This is a genomic window from Kosakonia sp. CFBP8986 (assembly GCF_034044935.1).
GTDB classification, from domain to species: domain Bacteria; phylum Pseudomonadota; class Gammaproteobacteria; order Enterobacterales; family Enterobacteriaceae; genus Kosakonia; species Kosakonia cowanii.
The window spans coordinates 76142-91905 of the sequence record NZ_JAXCXB010000014.1; the positions used below are offsets into that span (position 1 = coordinate 76142).

Annotated in this window: 14 protein-coding genes and 2 tRNA genes; 4 read left to right on the plus strand and 12 right to left on the minus strand. The window is 54.6% G+C overall.

What is annotated here, in order from left to right; genetic code table 11:
* Positions 1-252, minus strand: coding sequence for a phosphopantetheine-binding protein (locus SOM48_RS21700; protein WP_320512979.1), 252 nt, complete (start codon positions 250-252; stop codon positions 1-3).
* A 279-nt stretch (positions 253-531) separates the two neighbouring features.
* The gene (rep, locus tag SOM48_RS21705; RefSeq protein WP_023479546.1) at positions 532-2553 is read right to left on the minus strand and encodes a DNA helicase Rep; all 2022 of its coding nucleotides are present in this window, start codon (positions 2551-2553) and stop codon (positions 532-534) included.
* A 145-nt stretch (positions 2554-2698) separates the two neighbouring features.
* On the opposite strand from rep, the gene ppiC reads away from it, so the two are divergent.
* Complete coding sequence (gene ppiC / locus SOM48_RS21710) at positions 2699-2980, plus strand: peptidylprolyl isomerase PpiC (RefSeq protein ID WP_001140255.1); 282 nt, start codon at positions 2699-2701, stop codon at positions 2978-2980.
* A gap of 50 nt (positions 2981-3030) precedes the next feature.
* Here the strand turns inward: ppiC and ilvC are convergent, their stop codons facing one another.
* Positions 3031-4506 carry a ketol-acid reductoisomerase gene (gene ilvC, locus SOM48_RS21715; protein WP_023479616.1) on the minus strand — a complete coding sequence of 492 codons (1476 nt, stop codon included), beginning with the start codon at positions 4504-4506 and terminating at the stop codon, positions 3031-3033.
* 153 nt (positions 4507-4659) lie between these two features.
* Here ilvC and ilvY point away from each other — a divergent pair, with 153 nt between their 5' ends.
* Positions 4660-5550, plus strand: a complete 891-nt coding sequence (gene ilvY / locus SOM48_RS21720) for an HTH-type transcriptional activator IlvY (RefSeq protein ID WP_023479613.1) — start codon at positions 4660-4662, stop codon at positions 5548-5550.
* On the opposite strand, the gene ilvA is transcribed toward ilvY, so the two are convergent.
* The 6 genes from ilvA to ilvL form a co-directional block, all read right to left on the minus strand.
* Entirely contained in the window at positions 5547-7091 is a 1545-nt protein-coding gene (ilvA, locus tag SOM48_RS21725; protein WP_094193187.1) for a threonine ammonia-lyase, biosynthetic, read from the minus strand. The genes ilvY and ilvA overlap by 4 nt on opposite strands.
* A 2-nt stretch (positions 7092-7093) precedes the next feature.
* Entirely contained in the window at positions 7094-8944 is a 1851-nt protein-coding gene (gene ilvD, locus SOM48_RS21730; RefSeq protein ID WP_289746675.1) for a dihydroxy-acid dehydratase, read from the minus strand.
* Between the two features lie 185 nt (positions 8945-9129).
* A complete protein-coding gene (locus SOM48_RS21735) occupies positions 9130-10059 on the minus strand; it encodes a branched-chain amino acid transaminase (protein WP_076770438.1) in 930 nt (309 codons plus the stop codon).
* 17 nt (positions 10060-10076) lie between these two features.
* The gene (gene ilvM, locus SOM48_RS21740; protein ID WP_054803692.1) at positions 10077-10343 is read right to left on the minus strand and encodes an acetolactate synthase 2 small subunit; all 267 of its coding nucleotides are present in this window, start codon (positions 10341-10343) and stop codon (positions 10077-10079) included.
* Positions 10340-11986: an acetolactate synthase 2 catalytic subunit gene (gene ilvG, locus SOM48_RS21745; RefSeq protein ID WP_320512982.1), complete on the minus strand. Its 1647-nt coding sequence runs from the start codon at positions 11984-11986 to the stop codon at positions 10340-10342. The genes ilvM and ilvG overlap by 4 nt, the downstream gene beginning before the upstream one ends.
* Positions 11987-12124: 138 nt before the next feature.
* A complete protein-coding gene (ilvL, locus tag SOM48_RS21750) occupies positions 12125-12223 on the minus strand; it encodes an ilv operon leader peptide (RefSeq protein WP_032229281.1) in 99 nt (32 codons plus the stop codon).
* A 319-nt stretch (positions 12224-12542) separates the two neighbouring features.
* Here ilvL and SOM48_RS21755 point away from each other — a divergent pair, with 319 nt between their 5' ends.
* Complete coding sequence (locus SOM48_RS21755) at positions 12543-14063, plus strand: YifB family Mg chelatase-like AAA ATPase (RefSeq protein WP_289746672.1); 1521 nt, start codon at positions 12543-12545, stop codon at positions 14061-14063.
* Positions 14064-14089: 26 nt separating this feature from the next.
* On the opposite strand, the gene SOM48_RS21760 is transcribed toward SOM48_RS21755, so the two are convergent.
* Positions 14090-14428: a MaoP family protein gene (locus SOM48_RS21760; protein ID WP_023479578.1), complete on the minus strand. Its 339-nt coding sequence runs from the start codon at positions 14426-14428 to the stop codon at positions 14090-14092.
* A gap of 118 nt (positions 14429-14546) precedes the next feature.
* On the opposite strand from SOM48_RS21760, the gene hdfR reads away from it, so the two are divergent.
* Positions 14547-15368: an HTH-type transcriptional regulator HdfR gene (gene hdfR, locus SOM48_RS21765; RefSeq protein WP_042717906.1), complete on the plus strand. Its 822-nt coding sequence runs from the start codon at positions 14547-14549 to the stop codon at positions 15366-15368.
* 123 nt (positions 15369-15491) lie between these two features.
* Here hdfR and SOM48_RS21770 read toward each other — a convergent pair.
* Positions 15492-15567, minus strand: a tRNA-Trp gene (locus tag SOM48_RS21770).
* 8 nt (positions 15568-15575) lie between these two features.
* Positions 15576-15652 (minus strand) — tRNA-Asp (locus SOM48_RS21775).
* Between the last annotated feature and the right edge of the window lie 112 nt (positions 15653-15764).

A 15764-nucleotide genomic window follows, 5' to 3' on the forward strand; every position in this document is an offset into this window, starting at 1 on the left:
TTATTCCCCCTGAAAAACGTTCTTTTGCAAATAGCGGATTAAATCGCCGTAGGTTTCAGCCTGCGACTGGGCTAATGCATTCAAATCGATATCAATGCCGAGCACTGTTTTCGCTTCGACTTTAATTGTCACAAAATCAAGGCTAACCAGCTCCAGCGCTTCGAGGGGGGTATCGTGATTAAGCTCTGCGATATCATAATCCGTTAGCTTATCAATTAACGACCGAAGAAAATTATCGAGATTTTCGCTCATATTCATATCCTTATAAACATGTTTAGACAATAAATATAAATAACTGATATACAGTAGAGGTTGTGGCACAAATCAAACTACAAGCGCCCTTTAATAATGTCAAAGATTATACGAGATATATCTCTACATTTAATAAGAGTGAGAAGAGGGTCACGATTAATAATGAAGAAAATGAAGCATGCAATAAATATGCTTCAATAGAAAATAAATTTCCGAATAATATTTAAAGAAATAAAAACAGAAGCTTCCTGATAATTATTCGGGAAGCTTCCATTTATTTTATTGGCCCTTCGCTTTTGCCAGCATGGCGCGAATATTGGCGACGTTGGCCTGGCCTTTATGCATCCGCTCTTCAGCGCTGATGACTTTGCGCTCCTGCTCCCAAATAAGATCGTCCTGCGGCAGTTCCAGCAAGAAGCGGCTCGGCTCCGGGCGCACCAGCTCGCCATACTGGCGACGCTCTTTGCACAGGGTAAAGATCAGCTCTTTTTGCGCGCGGGTAATGCCCACATAAGCCAGACGTCGCTCTTCGTCGACGTTATCCTCATCAATACTGCTCTGGTGCGGTAACAGCCCCTCCTCCATGCCGACTAAAAAGACATAGGGGAATTCGAGGCCTTTCGAGGCGTGCAGGGTCATTAACTGCACCTGATCCGATTCATCATCGCTTTCGCCGCGCTCCATCATATCGCGCAGGGTAAAGCGCGTGACCACTTCGGCCAGCGTCATCGCTTCATCCAGCTCGTTGCCTTCGAGCATTTCCGTCATCCAGCCAAACAGCGTATTGACGTTTTTCATCCGCATCTCAGCGGCTTTCGGGCTGGGCGAAGTTTCAAATAGCCAGGATTCGTAATCAATGCCGTGAATCAAATCGCGTACCGCGGCGATCGGTTCGCGTTCCGCCAGCCGCTGGATTTCGCCTAACCATTGGGTAAAGCGCGTTAACGCTTCATAACCACGCCCGGTGAGCGTCTGGTTGAGGCCGACATCAAAGCTGGCGGCAAACAAGCTCTTATTGCGCACCATCGCCCATTCGCCCAGTTTTTGCAGCGTCGCGGAACCAATCTCGCGCTTCGGCGTATTAACGATGCGCAGAAAGGCGCTGTCATCATCGCTATTGGTGAGTACGCGCAGGTAAGCGAGCAGATCCTTAATTTCCGGGCGCGAGAAGAACGAGGTGCCGCCGGAAATTTTGTAAGGAATGCGGTTCTGCATCAGGAATTTTTCAAACACGCGCGACTGATGGTTGCCGCGATAGAGGATCGCATAATCCTTATATTGCGTTTTATTAATGAAGTGATGGGCGATCAGCTCGCCGGTCACGCGCTCGGCCTCATGCTCTTCATGGTTGGCGCTAAGAACTTTTAATTCCGTGCCGTAGCCCAGCTCCGAAAAGAGACGCTTTTCAAAAACGTGCGGGTTATTGGCAATCAGGATGTTGGCCGCTTTCAGAATGCGCCCGGAAGAGCGGTAGTTCTGCTCCAGCTTCACCACCTGCAGCGCAGGGAAATCCTGGCTTAACAGAACGAGGTTTTGCGGACGCGCGCCGCGCCAGGAGTAGATCGACTGGTCGTCATCCCCTACCACCGTAAAACGCGCGCGCTGGCCAACCAGCAGTTTTACCAGCTCATACTGGCTGGTGTTGGTGTCCTGGTACTCATCCACCAGCAGATAGCGGATTTTGTTCTGCCAGCGCTCGCGCACCTCTTCATTGCGCTGTAACAGCAGCGTCGGCAGCAAAATCAGATCGTCAAAGTCGAGAACGTTACACGCCTTCATATGCGCGTCGTACAGACCATAGCAGTGCGCGAAAATGCGATCCCGCTCGCCCGCCGCCTGCGCAGCAGCCTGCTGCGGCGTCAGCAGATCGTTTTTCCAGTTGGAGATCGTTGAGATCAGCTGTTGCAGCACGACCTTATCGTCATCGATCACCCCTTCGGTAAGATCCTTCAGCAGCGCCACCTGATCGGTATCGTCAAACAGTGAGAAGTTGGCTTTCATGCCCAGCGCAGCATATTCACGCTTGATGATGGTCAGCCCCAGCGTATGGAAGGTGGAGATCATCAAGCCGCGCGCCTCTTTGCGCCCCAATGTCTGCGCCACGCGCTCTTTCATTTCGCGCGCCGCTTTATTGGTAAAGGTGACGGCGGCAATATGTTTCGCCTGATAGCCGCAGCCGCGGATCAGGTGGGCGATCTTATTGGTGATCACGCGTGTTTTACCGGATCCCGCGCCTGCAAGCACCAGGCAAGGTCCGGTGACAAATTCGACGGCTTGTTGTTGTCCGGGGTTTAAACGCATAAAGAAACATCACTCAATGAAAGTCAGGGAAAATACACCGATTCGGCAAGGCGACGACGGGCCAACAAAGAGGCAGGCTGAAGGCCGAAGTGTATAAAGGCGTGGTAGTATAGCCAGCCTCAATAACCTCACTCAAGGCACGATCATGGCAAAAACCGCAGCAGCACTGCATATCCTTGTTAAAGAAGAGAAACTGGCGCTGGACCTGCTGGAGCAGATCAAAAACGGCGGCGATTTCGAGAAGCTGGCGAAAAAACACTCCATCTGCCCGTCAGGCAAAAAGGGCGGTCACTTAGGTGAATTCCGCCAGGGCCAGATGGTTCCGGCGTTCGATAAAGTGGTCTTCTCCTGCCCGGTGCTGGAGCCAACCGGCCCGCTGCATACCCAGTTCGGTTACCACATCATCAAAGTGCTGTACCGTAACTAATAAAAAAGCCCGGTAGCATTTACCGGGCTTCTGTTCCTGTTGTGCGAAAATCAGCCTGCGACGGCGATACGCTTCATATCTTTCATATATCCACGCAGTTTGTGACCCACTTTCTCAATCTCATGGCTGCGAATCGCTTCGTTCACATCACGCAGCTGCGCGTTATCTACTGCACCTTCAGCAATCGCTTTGCCCAGATCGCCGGTCTGCAGCGTGGTCATAAACTCTTTCAGCAGCGGCACACAGGCATATGAGAAGAGGTAGTTACCGTACTCGGCGGTATCGGAGATCACCACGTTCATTTCGTACAGACGCTTACGCGCGATGGTATTGGCGATCAGCGGCAGTTCGTGCAGAGACTCGTAGTACGCCGACTCTTCGATGATGCCGGAAGCGACCATGGTTTCGAATGCCAGCTCAACGCCCGCTTTCACCATCGCGATCATCAGTACGCCTTTGTCGAAGTACTCCTGCTCGCTGATTTTGCCTTCATACTGCGGCGCGGTTTCAAACGCGGTTTTACCGGTCTCTTCACGCCAGGTCAGCAGTTTCTTATCGTCATTCGCCCAGTCTGCCATCATGCCGGAGGAGAATTCGCCGGAGATGATGTCATCCATATGCTTCTGGAACAGCGGTGCCATAATGCCTTTCAGCTGCTCGGAGAGCGCATAAGCACGCAGTTTCGCCGGGTTAGAGAGTCGGTCCATCATCAGTGTGATACCGCCCTGCTTCAGCGCTTCGGTGATGGTCTCCCAGCCAAACTGAATCAGTTTTTCCGCATAGGCCGGATCGGTACCTTCCGCCACCAGCTTGTCAAAGCAGAGCAGCGAGCCCGCCTGCAACATGCCGCAGAGGATAGTCTGCTCGCCCATCAGGTCAGATTTCACTTCGGCAACGAAGGAGGATTCCAGCACGCCAGCGCGATGACCGCCGGTCGCTGCGGCCCAGGCTTTGGCAATCGCCATGCCTTCGCCTTTCGGATCGTTTTCCGGGTGAACCGCAATCAGCGTCGGCACGCCGAAACCACGCTTATACTCTTCGCGCACTTCGGTACCCGGACACTTCGGTGCAACCATTACTACGGTGATATCTTTACGGATCTGCTCGCCCACTTCGACGATGTTGAAACCGTGAGAGTAACCAAGCGCTGCGCCATCTTTCATCAGCGGCTGAACGGTACGCACAACGTCAGAGTGCTGTTTGTCCGGCGTCAGGTTTACCACCAGATCCGCCTGCGGGATCAGCTCTTCGTAAGTGCCGACTTTAAAACCGTTTTCAGTCGCTTTACGCCAGGAGGCGCGCTTCTCGGCAATGGCTTCTGCACGCAGGGCGTAAGCGATATCCAGACCGGAGTCACGCATATTCAGCCCCTGGTTGAGGCCCTGTGCGCCACAGCCGACGATGACCACTTTTTTACCCTGAAGGTAGCTTGCGCCATCAGCAAATTCTTCACGCGTCATAAAGCGACATTTGCCCAGCTGCGCCAGCTGCTGGCGCAGGTTCAGTGTATTAAAGTAGTTAGCCATGGTGTACTCCGTAGATGTTGTGTCGTGCTTATTGTTCGATTCGCTGTTGCGCGAGGTTGAACCCACTATATGTCAGGAAATGCGTTGCTTAAATTGATATATTAACAATGTGACATTGCAATTTTTGCAATGTAATTTTGTGGAGCGGGTCTCATGGATTTACGCGATCTGAAAATGTTTCTGCACCTGGCGGAGAGCCGCCATTTTGGCCGCAGCGCGCGCGCCATGCACGTCAGTCCCTCAACACTTTCGCGCCAGATCCAGCGGCTGGAAGAAGATCTCGGCCAACCGCTCTTTGTGCGTGATAACCGCACCGTCACGCTGACCGAAGCGGGCGAAGAGCTACGGGTTTTTGCCCAGCAGACGTTATTGCAGTATCAGCAGCTGCGGCACACTCTCGATCAGCAAGGCCCGTCGCTCTCTGGCGAACTGCATCTCTTCTGTTCTGTGACTGCGGCGTATAGCCATTTACCGCCGATACTCGATCGCTTTCGCGCGGAACACCCGTCGGTGGAGATTAAGCTCTCTACCGGCGATGCTGCCGATGCGATGGAAAAAGTGGTAACCGGCGAAGCGGATCTGGCGATTGCCGGCAAACCGGAGACGCTGCCAGGTGCCGTAGCCTTTTCAATGCTGGAGAATCTCACGGTCGTGCTGATTGCCCCAGCGCTGCCCTGCCCGGTACGCAACCAGGTCTCGCAGCCCGATCCGGACTGGTCGACGGTGCCGTTTATTCTGCCGGATCAGGGGCCGGTGCGCCGCCGTATTGAGCTCTGGTTCCGCCGCCATAAAATCAGCAACCCGTCGATTTATGCCACCGTCGGCGGCCACGAAGCGATGGTTTCGATGGTTGCGCTGGGCTGTGGCGTAGCGCTAATCCCTGAAGTGGTGCTGGAGAATAGCCCTGAGCCGGTGCGCAACCGCGTGATGATCCTTGAGCGTAGCGATGAAAAAACACCGTTCGAGCTTGGCGTCTGCGCACAAAAAAAGCGGCTGCATGAGCCGCTTATTAACGCGTTCTGGCACATCCTGCCGGGCCATTAACCGGCAAGGAAGAAGCGAAATGCCGGGTTATGGGTCTCATCGTGACACTCATAGCCCAGCTCATTAAGCCGGGTTTCGAAATCTGGCTCATGCTCGCCCAGCTCAAACGCCGCCAGCACGCGCCCGTAATCGGTGCCGTGGCTGCGGTAGTGGAACAGCGAGATATTCCAGTGTGTGCCCAGCGTATGCAGGAATTTCAGCAATGCGCCCGGCGACTCCGGGAACTCGAAGCTGTAAAGACGCTCCTGCAACGGCTTAGACGGGCGCCCACCCACCATATAGCGCACGTGCAGCTTCGCCATCTCATCATCGGAGAGATCCACCACGCTGTAGCCGCCTTCATGCAGCAGAGCGAGGATCTCTTTGCGCTCTTCCAGCCCGCGGCTCAGACGCACGCCGACAAAAATGCAGGCATCTTTCGCATCCGCGAAACGGTAGTTAAATTCCGTTACCGAGCGGCCGCCCAGCAGCTGGCAAAATTTGAGGAAGCTGCCCTTCTCTTCGGGAATGGTGACCGCCAGCAGCGCTTCACGCTGTTCGCCCAGCTCGCAGCGCTCGGAGACATAACGCAGGCCGTGGAAATTGACGTTCGCGCCGGAGAGCACATGCGCCAGCCGCTCGCCGCGAATGTTATGTTTGGCGATATACTTTTTCATCCCCGCCAGCGCCAGCGCGCCAGACGGTTCCGCCACCGCGCGGACATCTTCAAACAGATCTTTCATTGCCGCGCATATGGCATCGCTATCAACGGTGATGATGTCATCAAGATAAGCCTGGCAGAGCCGGAAGGTCTCATCGCCAATGCGTTTGACCGCCACGCCTTCGGCAAACAGACCCACACGCGGCAGGTCAACCGGATAACCGGCGTCCAGTGCCGCCTTCAGGCAGGCGGAATCTTCCGCTTCAACAGCAATCACTTTGATTTGCGGCATCAGCTGTTTAATCAATACCGCGACGCCCGCCGCCAGCCCACCGCCGCCGACCGGCACAAAGATGCGATCGATATGCGCATCCTGCTGCAACAGCTCCAGCGCCAGCGTACCCTGACCGGCAATCACCATCGGGTGATCGAACGGCGGCACAAAGGTGTAGCCCTGCTGCTGCGAGAGGGCAATTGCTTTGGCCTTCGCTTCGTCAAAGTTTGCGCCATGGAGCAGCACTTCGCCGCCAAACGCGCGTACCGCATCGACTTTGATATCTGCCGTCGCGACCGGCATCACAATCAGCGATTTGATGCCGAGCCGGGTGGATGATAGCGCCACGCCCTGGGCGTGGTTGCCCGCCGAAGCGGTGATCACGCCGTGGGCTTTCTGCTCTGCGCTCAGGCCAGCAATCATCGCGTAGGCCCCGCGCAGCTTAAAGCTGTGCACCGGCTGGCGGTCTTCCCGCTTCACCAGCACAACATTATCCAGCCGGGCAGAGATCTTCTCCATCTTCTGCAGCGGCGTGACCTGTGCCACTTCATAGACCGGCGCGCGCAGCACGGCGCGCAGATACTCCGCCCCTTCGGGGGCGGCAGAGAGGGGTTGGGCGTCGGCCATCATTAACCTCCCAGTTTGGATTTGTCGCGTACTGCGCCTTTATCCGCACTGGTAGCGAGAGTGGCGTAAGCACGCAGCGCAAAGGAGACCTGACGCTCGCGGTTAACCGGGGTCCAGGCTTTATCGCCACGGGCTTCCTGCGCTTCGCGGCGGGCCGCCAGATCGCGGTCACTCAGCTGCAGCTGAATACCACGATTCGGGATATCAATTGCGATGATGTCGCCATCTTCAATCAGACCGATATTGCCGCCGCTGGCAGCTTCCGGTGAAACGTGGCCAATAGAGAGGCCAGAGGTGCCGCCAGAGAAACGACCGTCGGTGATCAGCGCGCACGCTTTGCCGAGGCCCATTGATTTCAGGAAGCTGGTCGGATAGAGCATCTCTTGCATGCCCGGCCCGCCTTTCGGCCCTTCATAACGAATAACTACCACATCGCCCGCGACCACTTTCCCGCCGAGGATGGCTTCAACCGCCGCATCCTGGCTTTCATACACTTTCGCCGGGCCGGTAAAGGTCAGGTTGCTGTCATCAACGCCTGCGGTCTTGACGATACAGCCGTTCTCCGCGAAGTTGCCGTACAGCACCGCCAGACCGCCCTCCTGGCTGTAAGCATGCTCAAGGGAGCGGATACACCCTTCGGCGCGATCGTCATCCAGCGTATCCCAGCGGCAATTCTGCGAGAACGCCTGCGTGGTGCGAATGCCCGCCGGACCTGCGCGGAACATGGTTTTCACCGCCTCGTCCTCGGTCAGCATCACATCATATTTTTCCAGCGTCTGCGGCAGCGTCAGGCCGAGCACGTTTTTCACCTCACGATTGAGCAGCCCGGCGCGATCCAGCTCGCCCAGAATGCCCAGCACGCCGCCCGCGCGGTGAACATCTTCCATGTGATATTTCTGCGTGCTCGGTGCCACTTTGCACAGCTGCGGCACATGGCGGGAGAGACGGTCGATATCACTCATGGTGAAATCAATTTCCGCTTCCTGCGCTGCTGCCAGCAGGTGCAGCACGGTATTGGTAGAGCCGCCCATGGCGATATCCAGCGTCATGGCGTTTTCAAAGGCTGCTTTGCAGGCGATCGCGCGCGGCAGCGCGGTTTCATCATCCTGCTCGTAGTAACGTTTGGTCAGCTCAACAATGCGTTTGCCGGCGTTGATAAAGAGCTCTTTGCGATCGGCGTGGGTGGCCAGCAGCGAACCGTTACCCGGCTGCGACAGACCGAGTGCTTCAGTCAGGCAGTTCATCGAGTTAGCGGTAAACATGCCGGAGCAGGAGCCGCAGGTTGGGCAGGCGGAGCGTTCAACCTGCTCGCTCTGATCGTCGGAGACTTTCGGGTCAGCACCCTGAATCATTGCATCCACCAGATCGAGTTTGATGATCTGGTCGGAGAGTTTGGTTTTCCCGGCTTCCATCGGGCCGCCGGAGACAAAAATGACCGGAACGTTCAGGCGCAGAGAGGCCATCAACATCCCTGGGGTGATTTTGTCGCAGTTAGAGATGCACACCATCGCGTCGGCGCAGTGGGCATTCACCATATATTCAACGGAGTCGGCGATCAGTTCGCGCGAAGGCAGAGAGTAAAGCATGCCGCCGTGACCCATGGCGATGCCGTCATCCACGGCGATAGTATTAAACTCTTTCGCCACGCCGCCTGCGGCTTCGATCTGCTCCGCAACCAGCTTACCGAGATCGCGCAGATGAACGTGGCCTGGCACGAACTGGGTAAACGAGTTGACGACGGCAATGATCGGCTTGCCGAAATCGTCATCGGTCATTCCGGTAGCGCGCCACAGCGCGCGGGCGCCCGCCATATTGCGCCCATGTGTGGTGGTGGCGGAACGATACTTAGGCATGCTCTTTACTCCCGTCTCTCTTGTCGATGGGATGGTGCGTGCCACCCCATATTTATTTGCTCTACCCTGAATAATTCGGGTTGCAGGAAGGCGGCAAGCGAGCAATTCCCAGGAGCCTACATAAGTAAGTAACTGGGCTGAACGCGTGTCGCCAACACACCGACAACCTGAAGTATGACGGGTATTTATGGATTAACTTGATCCAACCAGCCCCATTTATCTTCCGTTTCACCGGTGAAGAGGCCAAAGAATGCTTGCTGAATACGTTTGGTCACCGGGCCGCAGCGACCTTCGCCAACCTGAATACCATCGACGCTGCGCACCGGCGTGATTTCTGCCGCTGTGCCGGACATAAAGACTTCGTCAGCCAGGTAGAGCGATTCGCGAGACAGCACCTGCTCGCGCACTTCGATACCGAGATCTTTTGCCAGCTTGATGATGGCGTCGCGGGTAATACCCGGCAGCGCAGAGGAGGTGAACGGCGGGGTAAACAGGATGCCATCTTTCACTTCGAAGAGGTTTTCGCCCGCACCTTCAGAGATATAACCGTGAACGTCCAGCGCGATACCTTCCTGATAACCATGGCGGCGCGCTTCGCTACCGACCAGCAGGGAGGAGAGATAGTTACCACCCGCTTTCGCAGCAGTAGGAATGGTGTTCGGTGCTACGCGGTTCCAGGAGGAGACCATCGCATCAATGCCCTGATCCAGCGCTTCTGCGCCCAGATAGGCGCCCCACGGGAAGGCGGCGATGATGACATCGGTGGTGTAATCTGCCGGCGGGTTAACGCCCATGCCGACATCACCGACAAACACCAGCGGACGGATATAGGCGCTGGTCAGATTATTTTTGCGGATCACCGCGCGGCACGCTTCCATCAGCTCGTCGACGCTCTGGGAGACCGGGAAGCGGTAGATTTTGGCGGAGTCGCGCAGACGTTGCATATGCTCACGATGGCGGAAAACAACCGGCCCTTTGTGGGAGTCGTAGCAGCGAATACCTTCAAACACAGACGTACCGTAGTGCAATGCGTGAGACATTACGTGAACTTTCGCGTCTTCCCAACGTACCATCTCGCCATTGGACCAAATGTAGTCTGCTTTTTTCGTCGTCATTATGCTTCCTTTTGCGCTTACGCGCGGATTTGTTGTGATGATGATGTAGCGCGCTGCCGGATATCGACCCTGGCAACGTCGACAAGTTTGCTCAACTGGCTAAACAGTAATTCGACAGGACGCGGGCTGGCAACGGTCAATTCAATATTTATGTTGCGCGCATCGCAGGCCGTTTCCATGTTCATTGCACATACCTGAAAGCCACGGTGGCGTACTACGCGCAGCACGCGTTCTAAGGTTTCCGGATTAAAGCGGGCTTCAACAGCGACGTCATGGTGCATCATGATAATTTCTCCAGCATTTGTGAGTTACTGGCACCGGGCGGCACCAGCGGCCAGACATTCTCGAGCTCATCGATCGAGACATGAAGCAGATAGGGCCCATCGCTTGAGAGCATTGCGTCAAGTGCCGCTTCAACCTGGTCTTTACGGGTAATGTGTTGGCCTGGGATGCCGAAGGCGTTGGCCAGCATGAGGAAATCGGGGTTATCGGTCAGGGTGGTTTCACTGTAACGCTCATTGAAGAACAACTGCTGCCATTGGCGAACCATCCCTAATCGCTGGTTATCGAGTAAAACGATCTTCAGCGGTAACTGCTTGCGTTTTACGGTGCCCAGCTCCTGCACATTCATCATGAAGGAGCCGTCACCGGAGATACAGATTACCGTATCGTCCGGACGCGCAACCTGCGCGCCAACGGCGGCGGGCAGGCCAAAGCCCATGGTGCCTAAGCCGCTCGAGGTGATGAAGTTTTCCGGGCGGGTAAAGCTCAGATGCTGGGCAGCCCACATCTGATGCTGGCCAACATCCGTCGTCACGACGCTGTTTTCCGGTTTGCGATCGGAAAGCTGCTTTAACAGCAGCGGAGCATAGATTGCCTCGCCGGGGTGATCGTAGCGCCAGGCATGTTCGTGGCGCAGATCGGCACAGTGTTGACGCCACTCATCGATTGCCAACTGCTGTTGCAGCGCAGGCAGCAGCGCATTTAAATCGCCCTGCAAGGCAACATGCGCCTGGCGCAGCTTGCTCATCTCTGCCGGGTCGATATCCATATGGATAACGCGAGCATGAGGCGCGAAGGTGTTCAGTTTGCCGGTCACACGATCATCGAAACGCGCGCCAACGGCAATCAGCAAATCACACTCCTGTACGGCAAAGTTAGCCGCTTTCGTGCCGTGCATGCCCAGCATCCCCAGGTAATAGGGGTAGCTTGGTGCCACCGCGCCTAAGCCTTTCAACGTGCAGGCAATCGGCATGTTCGTCTCTGCCAGGAACGTGCGCAGGGCAGGAACCGCTTGCGCCATCCCCACGCCGCCGCCAACGTAGAGCATCGGTTTTTTCGCCTGAGCGAGCATCGCTGCGGCCTGAGCCATCTCAGCCTGAGGAAATACCACTTCCTCCTGCTCAGTGACGAAGTGAGGCTCCCAGTTACCGACGGCGAGCTGAATATCTTTCGGGATATCAACTAACACCGGGCCGGGGCGACCGGAATTAGCGATATGAAACGCTTCCGCCATCACGCGCGGCAGCGAATCCAGGGAGTCCACCAGGAAGCTGTGTTTGGTACAGGAAAGGGACATGCCCAGCACATCCACTTCCTGAAAAGCGTCAGTGCCAATCAGCGGCGCAGCAACCTGCCCGGTGATCGCCACCACCGGAACGGAATCAAGCAGCGCATCCGCAAGACCGGTGATTAAGTTTGTCGCACCAGGGCCAGAAGTGGCGATGCAGACGCCGGTTTTACCCGTTGCGCGAGCATAACCGATGGCCGCCATCGCCGCGCCCTGCTCATGCCGACACAATAGGTGTTCCACGCCGCCGTCATAAAGCGCATCGTAAACCGGCATGATTGCGCCGCCAGGATAGCCGAAAACCGTATCGACCTGCTGCGCTCGCAACGCATGTACCACCCATTGTGCTCCATTCATAGCTACATCCCCGTCGAATATCGTGAGAAACAGAATTTTATGCTGATATTCATTTCTGTTCCTGATTTGCGTTTTTTGGTGATAAAAAAACCCCCGGACCTTTCGGTGCGGGGGTCTTAGTTCGTTAAGGCTTGATTTTTAAGCCTTTCCTCGTCCAAGTGCAGCCCCGCACGGTGGGATAATAATCACCACCACGCTAATCACGATAAGGCTAATCACTCGTAGAAGGGCTGTCATAGTTGTCTGTTCTTGCTTCATGTTCGAAGGAATGCCTAAAGAGGTAACACAGATTTGCGATCAGGCACAAGAAAAAATTATGACGCCTCTTTTGACAGGTAAGAGGATTAACTTAAAAGCGCTTGTTTTATATAGCAAAAATATGAGGTGAAAATATTTCAGGATTTATAGTCTGGTTAGCAAACTGCGATCTTCCTTCCAGCGTGGGGAAACAGATATGAAATTGCAGCGATATGTTGGAAATAAACGCGTAGTAACGATATCTGTCCAATGAAAAAAGTGGAAGGCGGCAAGATAATGCGATCGACAAGGAGGGTCTATGGCGTTGTCAGTAATCTATACAAGAGCGGTGTTAGGCGTCGCCGCGCCGCTTGTGACCGTCGAAGTCCATATCAGCAATGGACTGCCGGGGTTAACCATTGTCGGGCTACCTGAGACAACGGTGAAAGAGGCCCGCGATCGCGTACGCAGTGCCGTTATCAATAGTGGTTATGATTTCCCCGCAAAGCGGATCACCATTAACCTGGCACCTGCAGATCTCCCTAAGGAGGGTGGACGATATGACTTACCTATCGCTATCGCGCTCCTGGCAGCCTCTGAGCAGGTGAACGCGGCGTCACTCGACCATTACGAATTTGTCGGTGAGTTAGCGCTTACGGGCGCGTTACGCGGCGTTCCCGGCGCTATCTCGTGCGTTATGGAAGCCGTGAAGGCTGGCAGGCGAATTGTTATTGCAAAAGAGAACGAAGCGGAAGCGAGCCTGGCTGAGACCCAGGCGTGTCTGGTGGCGAATCATCTTCTGGAGGTGTGTGCGTTTCTGGAAGGTAAACAGACGTTGTTGAACCCTGCTCCCCTGGCTGCGCTGGAAGATGAGCACAGAGAAGATTTGCGGGACATTATCGGTCAGGAGCAAGGGAAGCGTGCGCTGGAAATTACAGCGGCCGGAGGGCATAACTTGCTCCTGATTGGCCCTCCGGGTACGGGGAAAACCATGCTGGCCAGCAGAATGAGCGGCTTACTTCCTCCGCTCTCTAATACCGAAGCATTAGAGAGCGCGGCGGTGATGAGCTTAATCAATAGCGCGAGCTTGACCCGCCACTGGAAGCACAGGCCGTTTCGATCTCCGCATCACAGCGCCTCATTAACTGCCATGGTTGGTGGAGGATCGATACCAGCACCGGGCGAGATCTCTCTGGCGCATAATGGCGTGCTTTTTCTTGATGAACTCCCCGAGTTTGAACGCCGTGTTCTCGATGCATTACGTGAACCAATTGAATCCGGGCAGATTCATATTTCACGCACCAGGGCAAAAGTCACTTTCCCCGCCCGCTTCCAATTGATCGCAGCTATGAATCCAAGCCCAACCGGCCATTATCAGGGCAAACATAATCGCTGTTCGCCAGAGCAAACATTACGTTACCTGGGAAAGTTATCCGGCCCTTTCCTCGACCGCTTCGATCTCTCCCTGGAGATACCGTTGCCCACACGCGGTTTAATGAGTGAGCCTCAACAGGGGGGTGAAAGCAGCGATGCTGTTCGTGCGCGAGTAGTTGAGGCGCAGGCGCGACAGCATCAACGCCAGCATAAGCTCAACGCGCAGCTGGAGAGCAGTGAAACCAGGCGCTTCTGTGCACTGACGAAAGAAGATGGGAAATGGCTGGAAGAGACGCTGACACGGCTGGGTTTATCCGTACGCGCCTGGCAGCGGTTACTGAAGGTAGCCAGAACCATCGCGGATCTTGAAAAGCAGGAAACCATTCGTCGGGAACATCTGCAGGAAGCGTTAAGTTATCGGGCAATCGACAGGCTACTCATTCATCTGCAAAATATGTTGGCATAAAAAAAGGGGCCGTAGCCCCTTTTTTCTTAATCCTCGGATTCAGTGTAATCTTCCGCGCCTTCCATCTGCGGTTTTCCACCTGAGAGAGTATGGAAACGCTTCGGACGTTTAATACGTGCCATATACTTGATCCATACACGTTCAGCTTCCGTGTTGGGTTCACGCTCACCACGGCAAACGGCAACAAACTGGTTCTCTTCTTCAGTCACCGGTTCACGCTTGCCGAGTTCCAGCTCGTTAAAAGCATAACCATGTCGTTCAAGCAGTTGCGCCTCTTTGATGGTGAAATCACCGTGACGGGAAAACCCGCGAGGATAATTTTTATTGTCGAAAAAACGATTAGTCGTCGTAAAGCTTTCCGCCATCCTGCACGCTCCTAATTCTTTGGCCGAGCTATTTATGGCGCGGAGTATTAGTTACGCTTGACAGAGTGTAAAACAAAACATTTAAATCATTACGACAAAAAATTTTGCGGAGAAAACAGTGGATACGGAATTGTTAAAAACTTTCCTCGAAGTGAGCAGGACTCGTCACTTCGGGCGCGCAGCGGAAGCACTTTATCTGACGCAATCCGCGGTGAGCTTTCGTATTCGCCAACTGGAGAACCAGCTGGGGGTTAATCTCTTCACCCGCCATCGTAATAATATCCGCCTGACCGCGGCCGGCGAGAAGCTGCTGCCCTATGCAGAAACGCTTATGAGTACCTGGCAAGCCGCCCGCAAAGAGGTCGCGCATACCTCGCGGCATCATCAATTTTCAATTGGTGCCAGTGCATCGCTTTGGGAATGCATGCTGAGTGACTGGCTCTCCCGGCTTTACCATTTGCAAGATAACCTTCAGTTTGAAGCGCGCATTGCCCAACGACAATCTCTGGTAAAACAACTACATGAGAGGCAACTCGATCTGTTAATAACGACCGAGACGCCAAAGATGGATGAGTTCAGCAGCCAGTTATTAGGCCATTTCACGCTTGCTCTTTACAGCGCCGAGCCAGAGAAGAAGAAAAGCGATCTCAATTACTTGCGCCTGGAATGGGGGCCAGATTTTCAGCAGCATGAGTCTGGATTGATCGCCAGTGATGACGTGCCGACTTTAACGACCAGTTCAGCGGAAGTTGCCCATCAGCAATTACCAAAACTGAATGGTTGTACCTGGTTGCCCGTTTCCTGGGCTGAGCCAAAAGAGAGTCTTTATCCTGTGATGGACACAGAAACATTGTCTCGCCCGTTATATGCGATTTGGCTGCAAAACAGTGATAAACAGAACCAGATAAAGGATCTTTTGAAGGTTAACGTTATCGAATAGGGTGTTCTGAAGGGCAAGGATGCTCTTCAGATCTTTTGAAATGTAGCCAAGGTACAAATTCAGGAAGGAAATTGCCTGAAAAAAGGCAAAAAAAAATCCTTAGCAGATGCTAAGGATTATTTCTGGCAGGGGCGGAGGGACTCGAACCCCCAACACCCGGTTTTGGAGACCGGTGCTCTACCAATTGAACTACGCCCCTAATTAGGGTGGCGGAACGGACGGGACTCGAACCCGCGACCCCCTGCGTGACAGGCAGGTATTCTAACCGACTGAACTACCGCTCCACCGAATTTTTTCACAACCACCGGTTTGTTGCCCCGGTTTACTGCTTAATTTGATGCCTGGCAGTTCCCTACTCTCGCATGGGGAGACCCCACACTACCATCGGCGCTACGG

Bases quoted from the DNA above. Each gene is read 5' to 3' on its own strand.
- ilvL (WP_032229281.1), bottom strand. From the start codon at position 12,223: ATGACAGCCCTTCTACGAGTGATTAGCCTTATCGTGATTAGCGTGGTG.
- ilvG (WP_320512982.1), bottom strand. From the start codon at position 11,986: ATGAATGGAGCACAATGGGTGGTACATGCGTTGCGAGCGCAGCAGGTC.
- ilvC (WP_023479616.1), bottom strand. From the start codon at position 4,506: ATGGCTAACTACTTTAATACACTGAACCTGCGCCAGCAGCTGGCGCAG.
- SOM48_RS21755 (WP_289746672.1), top strand. From the start codon at position 12,543: ATGGCGTTGTCAGTAATCTATACAAGAGCGGTGTTAGGCGTCGCCGCG.
- ilvA (WP_094193187.1), bottom strand. From the start codon at position 7,091: ATGGCCGACGCCCAACCCCTCTCTGCCGCCCCCGAAGGGGCGGAGTAT.
- ilvM (WP_054803692.1), bottom strand. From the start codon at position 10,343: ATGATGCACCATGACGTCGCTGTTGAAGCCCGCTTTAATCCGGAAACC.
- SOM48_RS21700 (WP_320512979.1), bottom strand. From the start codon at position 252: ATGAGCGAAAATCTCGATAATTTTCTTCGGTCGTTAATTGATAAGCTA.
- ilvD (WP_289746675.1), bottom strand. From the start codon at position 8,944: ATGCCTAAGTATCGTTCCGCCACCACCACACATGGGCGCAATATGGCG.
- rep (WP_023479546.1), bottom strand. From the start codon at position 2,553: ATGCGTTTAAACCCCGGACAACAACAAGCCGTCGAATTTGTCACCGGA.
- SOM48_RS21760 (WP_023479578.1), bottom strand. From the start codon at position 14,428: ATGGCGGAAAGCTTTACGACGACTAATCGTTTTTTCGACAATAAAAAT.
- ilvY (WP_023479613.1), top strand. From the start codon at position 4,660: ATGGATTTACGCGATCTGAAAATGTTTCTGCACCTGGCGGAGAGCCGC.
- ppiC (WP_001140255.1), top strand. From the start codon at position 2,699: ATGGCAAAAACCGCAGCAGCACTGCATATCCTTGTTAAAGAAGAGAAA.
- SOM48_RS21735 (WP_076770438.1), bottom strand. From the start codon at position 10,059: ATGACGACGAAAAAAGCAGACTACATTTGGTCCAATGGCGAGATGGTA.